This window comes from Actinomycetota bacterium, from assembly GCA_036280995.1.
Lineage (GTDB): Bacteria > Actinomycetota > CALGFH01 > CALGFH01 > CALGFH01 > CALGFH01.
In genome coordinates, this window is sequence record DASUPQ010000415.1 from 1 (window position 1) to 5,646 (window position 5,646).

Consider the following 5,646-nt stretch of genomic DNA (forward strand, 5'->3'; position numbering starts at 1 on the left):
ATGAACGTCGATCCCGAGGGTGCCAGCATACATCGACATCTGTCAATCAACTACTGAGCTGGAAAACTCTGATCCTTAGATACTGGACGAGGCGATACATCTCGTCTAGTATCATCTCATGCCCATGCCAGCAACCTCCAGGCAGCAGGTCTTGGCGGCCCTCGCCGCCGCCACCCACGCCAGCGACCGGCACGGGCCGAGACAAGGCCAGGACGGGGACGGGCTGGCCGGGCTGTCGATGGATGAGCTGGCCACCCGAGCGGGCGTCTCCCGCGCCACCCTGTACCGGCTGTTCGGCAGCCAACAGCACCTGCTCCATGAGCTCGGCCTCCAGCGGCCGCCGACGGTGCGCAGCCGCATCCTCGACACCGCCCTGGAGCTGGTCGGCCGCCACGGCCTGGCCGAGCTGTCCATGGACGAGCTCGCCGCCACCGCCGGCGTCTCCCGCGCCACCCTGTACCGGCTGGTTCCCGGCAAGGAGGCGCTGTTCGCCGAGTTGGTCCGAAGCTTCTCGCCCTTCGAGCCGATCGCCGCGGTGCTGCAGACCATGGGCGAGCGGCCCCCGGCCGAGGTCGTCCCCGCCATCGCCCAAGCGATGGCCGCCGCCATGGACGGCCACATCGGCCTGCTGCTGCAGCTGCTGTTCGAGTTGTCCCGCAGCGATCCCGACCACCGTGGCGGCGCCGACGCCAGCCAGGATGCGGCCCAGGCGATGCGCACCCTGCCGCTGGTGAGCCGCTACCTGGACCAGCAGATGGCCGCCGGCCGCCTGCGCCGGATGGACCCGGTCCTGGCAATGCAGGCCCTGGCCGGCCCGATCGTGATGCACCTGCTCATGCAGGCCTCGGCCGAATCCCAGTCCGGCCCTGGCCACGGGGTGGCCCTGCCGCCCCTGGAGGTGGTCGTCGACGAGCTGGCCGGGATGTGGCTGCGGGCCATGACCCCCGGCGACGGCGACCACCAGCAGCCCACGTCGAATTCACGGGAGCAGGCATGATGGCCGACCAGCCACCGCCCCACCAGGTTGAGCCTGCGACGCTCCCCCCGGTCGTCAGCCTCGCCGAGGCCGTCCACCTTGACCCCATCCCGGCGCGGGCCCTGCTGGGCACCAAGGCGGCCAGCCTGGCCCGCCTGGCCGGAGCGGGCTTCCCGGTTCCGGCCGGGGTGGTGGTGACCGCGGCCGCCGCCGCCGACTGGGATCAGGCGTGGACGCGGCTGCGCAGCGCCGTCGCCGGGTTCGGCGGTCGGGACCGGCGGTTCGCGGTCCGCTCCTCCGCCACCGCCGAGGACCTGGCCGGCGCGTCGTTTGCCGGCCAGTACGAGACCGTCCTGGACGTCGGCCTGGACGAGCTGCCCGACGCGGTGCGGCAGGTGGTGGACTCGGCCGCCTCGGCGCGCGTCGCCGCCTACCGCCAGGCCCACCCCCAGGCACCCGCCGCTGCAGCGCTGGAGCCTTCCGGGTCGCAGATGGCCGTGCTGGTCCAGGTCATGGTCCCAGCCGACGCGGCCGGGGTCGCCTTCACCGCCAACCCGCTGACCGGCGACCGCGACGAGGTCGTCATCACCGCCGTGCCCGGCCTGGGCGAGCGGCTGGTCGCCGGCCAGGCCACCGGCGACCAGTGGATCGTCCGCCACGGCCAGGCCAGGCGCACCCGGGCCACCGAGCAGGCCATCAGCGCCGGCCAGGCCCGCCAGATCGCCGCCCTGGCCCGCCGCGTCCACGCCCACCTCGGCAGTCCCCAGGACCTGGAATGGGCCATCGCCACCGACCCCAGCGGCCGCGACGCCGGCGGCGGGGTCGAGGGCGGGTTGTGGCTGCTGCAGGCCCGGCCGATGACGGCCCTGCCCGACCCGGTGGACTGGACCCCGCCGGCCCCTGGCTACTGGCTGCGCAACCTGCGCCTGGGCGAGTGGCTGCCCGAGCCCATGACCCCGCTGTTTGCCGACTGGCTGCTGGAACGCCTCGACCACGGCGAGCAGCAGGCCACCCGCGAGGACGCCGGCGCGGCGCTGCCGTTCCCCCACGCCGCCATCAACGGCTGGTACTACCTGGCCATCCCACCGCTGTCGCCCCGCACCATCGCCACTACGCTCCTGCGGGGCCGCGGCCGGCTGCTGCGCTTCATGCGTGATGCGGTGCTTGGCCCTGGCCGCGACCCGGTCGCCGCCGACCGGCGGCTGCTGGCCGGCCTGGCCGAGGAGTGGCGCACCGAGCTGCTCCCCCGCTACCAGCGGCTCGTCCGTGAGGGCGAGCAGCAGGTCGAGGCTGCCTCGTCCGAGCAGCTGGTGGGTATCGTCGACCGGGTCGGTGCGGCCGCCGGCGAGCAGCTGTGGTCGCTGGCGGTGGTGGGCGGCGCGGCCTGGAAGATGGAAGGCGCCCTGGCCCGCTTCTACCGCCAGCACCTGGGCCCCACCGTCGATGCCAGTGTCCAGGAGCTGCTGGTCGGGCTGCCCGGCAGCCAACCCGAGCTGCCCGGCCACGCGGTCCAGAGCCTCGACTGGGCCCACCTCACCGCCGGGGAACTCGGCTGGCCACCGCCCCGGCCATCCGAGGACCGCCACCGCGAGCTGGCCGCCCGCCGCGAGGCCCTCACCGCCCAGTGCCTCACCGTGCTTGGCGACCAGCCCCAGCTGCAGGCACGGTTCCAGGCGCTGCTCCAGGTCGCCCAGCGGTATGCGGTCATCCGGGAGCAGCAGGCCCGCCAGCTCACCCTCGGCTGGCCACTGCTGCGCCGCTGCGCGCTGCGCCTCGGCGAGACCCTGTGCGCGGACGGCGTGATCGAGCGGGCCGAGGACGTGTTCTACCTGACCCGCGCCGAACTCGACATCCGCACGCCCCTACAGGATGTGGCTGGCCGGCGGCGGGCCGCCTGGGAGCGGCAGCGGCGCCTGCTGGCCCCCTTGACCATCGGCCGGCTACCCCGGCTGCTCGCCAAGGAGCTCCTCGGCGCCGTGGACGCCGTGCGCACCCCCGGCCCAGCGCCAGAGGACGCCATCGTGGGGCAGCCGGCCAGCCCCGGCCGAGCCGGCGGCCCGGTCCGCATCGTCCACGGACCTGGTGACTTCGACCGCTTCCAACCCGGCGAGGTCCTGGTCGCCCAGGCCACCGCACCCGCCTGGACCTCGCTGTTCGCCCGCGCGGTGGCGGTTGTCACCGACGGCGGCACCCTGGCCGCCCACGCCTCCCTGGTCGCCCGCGAGTACGGCATCCCCGCGGTGGTCGCCACCGGGGATGCCACCACCCGCCTTCGCGACGGCCAAGTGGTGACCGTCGACGGCGGTGCCGGCACCGTCCACCCCCCCGACTGATCAAGCCTCAAGTTCGGGGCGCAGCCCACCGCTCGGGTCTGGTCGGATGATCCCTGTCCGTAACGCTCTCGGGACGGACGGCGGCCACACTGGCGCGTGAACCACGAGGCTTGTGAGGATGCCCGACCGGAGGGCCTGGATGCGCCGAGGACCATGCCAGTGACCCCTGCCGCCCGACTCGCCCGGCCCCGCCGCTGGCCCGGCGTGGTCGCCTGGACGCTGTGGGCGCTGGCCATGGCGGCCTGGCTGGTGATCCCCTGGCTGGATCAGCAGCTGCGCCGTGCCGGCCGGCCCGACCTGACCCAGTGGGACCTCCGCCCAGGGGTTGCCCTGGTGACCGCGGCAACGGTCGGGGCGGTGCTGGCCAGCCGCCGACCCGGCCACCCGGTGGGCTGGCTGCTGCTGGCCCAGGTCGCTTCCAATGTCGCCACCGGGGCTGCTGCCCAGTACCTGGCCTGGGGGCTGCTGCCGGGTGGGCCCCTGCCAGCCACCCGCTCTGTGGCCCTGGCCTACCCGGCCTGCGCCGGTGGCGGGCTGCTCCTGCTCGGCTTCGTCCTGCTGTTGACCCCGACCGGGAAGCTGCCCTCGCCTGGCTGGCGCTGGTGGGCCAGCGCCATGGTGGCCGTGCCGCTGCTGCTGGTGGTGCTGGTGACGCTGGCGCCAGGGTCGGTCGACACTTCCCAGCAGGTGCTCGGCAGCCCCTTCGACTTTCTTGGTCTGGGGGGTGCGCTGCTGGTGGTCAACCAGCTGGCCCTGGCCTTCACCACCCTGGCCGTGGCCGTCTGTGCCGGGTCGCTGGTGGCGCGCTTCCGCCGCGCCCGCGGGGTGGAGCGCCAGCAGCTGCGCTGGGTCGCCTTGGCAGCGGCGCTGCTGGTGGTGGCGGCGGGGGCCGTGCTGGTCGGCCTGGCCCTGGACGCCACCGAGGTGGTCACCTGGGCGATCAGTGTCTGGGTGGCCGGGCTGCCACTGGCCATCGGGGCCGCGGTCCTGCGCTACCGGCTCTATGACCTGGACCGCATCATCAGCCGGACGGTGGCCTACGGGCTGCTCACCCTGCTGCTGGGTGGTGGCTACGCCGCGGTGGTGCTGGGACTGGGCCAGCTGCTCGGCCAGGACTCCAGCCTGGTCGTGGCCGCCGCCACCCTGGCCGTGGCCGCCACCTTCCACCCGGCCCGCCGCCGCATCCAGCAGGCGGTCGACCGGCGTTTCAACCGCCGCCGCCACGACGCCGCCCAGACGATCCAGGCGTTCAGCACCCACCTGCGCGACCAGCTTGACCTGGACACGCTTGGTGCCGAGCTGCTGGCGGTGGTGGACCAGACGATGCAGCCCACCCAGGCATCGCTGTGGCTGCGGCCCTCGCATGCACCGTCCAGCGCGACCGGCGGCCGCGCGGCACGCCAATGATCAACCAGGCGCGCGCCCTAAGATCCGGTTGCTGCAGACGAGCGGAAGGCGACCAGCACGAAGGCGAAGAACCGCCCCAAGTTCCCGGTCCCAGCGCACCTGCAACCGCCTGAAGCAGCTCAGCCACGACAGCGCCCCCGCTCGACCTTCCACTGACCGCCGAGGTTGAGCTGGCCGGCCGCATCGACTGGGGCCCCGCGGCCGGCTGAGCGAAGCTCTTTCTTGTCAAGTGGAGCGGCCCCTGAGGTCCTTGACGACGCGGTACTTGATGTGGGTGACGCCGGGCGCCTCGACCGCGCGCACCTGCGCGACCTGGAGGTCGCCGACGTTCTCGAGCAGCCGCTCACCGTCCCCGAGCGGGGATGGTGGGTCAGCACGAACACCGGTGTATGGAACGGAGGGTCCTCGCCCCACCAGCCGGTCCACGGCGGATCCTGGGGCCAGGGGCCGGGCCCGCCCCCGAACATGTTGCGGCCCATCACGACCGCGCCGACGTTGGCCTGCGCCTCCTCGACCACCGGCGTGCTGGCGTTGACCTCGCCACCCTCCTCGCCCTGCTGCCGGCGCCACACCTCGAGCGGGAAGACCCACTGGTGCAGCTGCAGACCGCCGACGCCGAGCGGGTTCTCCTCACTCTGGTCGGGCCCGGCGACGTATCCGTCGAGCGACACCGCCAGTTGGAACCTGAACGTGCCCATCGAACCCTCCTCGGTTTCCCTGGATCACGGGACGGCCACTCCAGCTGGGTAATCTCTACGAGCCTCTACCACCGCTTCGAACCAGCCCCAGAGCCCATCTGCGTGAGCCCGTCGATGCGGCGCCATAGCGCCGGATCCTGTCAGATCAGCCCCAAAGGAACGAAACGACATCCCAGGGAGGACACACCGTGTCCAGGGACCAACTCGAGAGATCCGAACAATGGTAGACATC

General features: G+C 73.1%; 4 protein-coding genes. 3 read left to right on the top strand and 1 reads right to left on the bottom strand.

Going from position 1 to position 5,646, the window contains the following annotated elements:
- The first annotated feature begins 124 nt into the window (after positions 1–124).
- From VF468_13650 to VF468_13660, 3 genes are all read left to right on the top strand, one after another.
- Entirely contained in the window at positions 125–997 is an 873-nt protein-coding gene (locus tag VF468_13650; protein ID HEX5879338.1) for a helix-turn-helix domain-containing protein, read from the top strand.
- Positions 994–3,309: a PEP/pyruvate-binding domain-containing protein gene (locus tag VF468_13655; protein HEX5879339.1), complete on the top strand. Its 2,316-nt coding sequence runs from the start codon at positions 994–996 to the stop codon at positions 3,307–3,309. The genes VF468_13650 and VF468_13655 overlap by 4 nt, the downstream gene beginning before the upstream one ends.
- Positions 3,310–3,468: 159 nt before the next feature.
- Positions 3,469–4,716, top strand: coding sequence for a hypothetical protein (locus VF468_13660; protein ID HEX5879340.1), 1,248 nt, complete (start codon positions 3,469–3,471; stop codon positions 4,714–4,716).
- 119 nt (positions 4,717–4,835) lie between these two features.
- Here the strand turns inward: VF468_13660 and VF468_13665 are convergent, their stop codons facing one another.
- A complete protein-coding gene (locus VF468_13665; GenBank protein HEX5879341.1) occupies positions 4,836–5,414 on the bottom strand; it encodes a dihydrofolate reductase in 579 nt (192 codons plus the stop codon).
- Positions 5,415–5,646 lie beyond the last annotated feature (232 nt).

Bases quoted from the DNA above. Each gene is read 5' to 3' on its own strand.
- VF468_13650 (HEX5879338.1), top strand. From the start codon at position 125: ATGCCAGCAACCTCCAGGCAGCAGGTCTTGGCGGCCCTCGCCGCCGCC.
- VF468_13655 (HEX5879339.1), top strand. From the start codon at position 994: ATGATGGCCGACCAGCCACCGCCCCACCAGGTTGAGCCTGCGACGCTC.
- VF468_13665 (HEX5879341.1), bottom strand. From the start codon at position 5,414: ATGGGCACGTTCAGGTTCCAACTGGCGGTGTCGCTCGACGGATACGTC.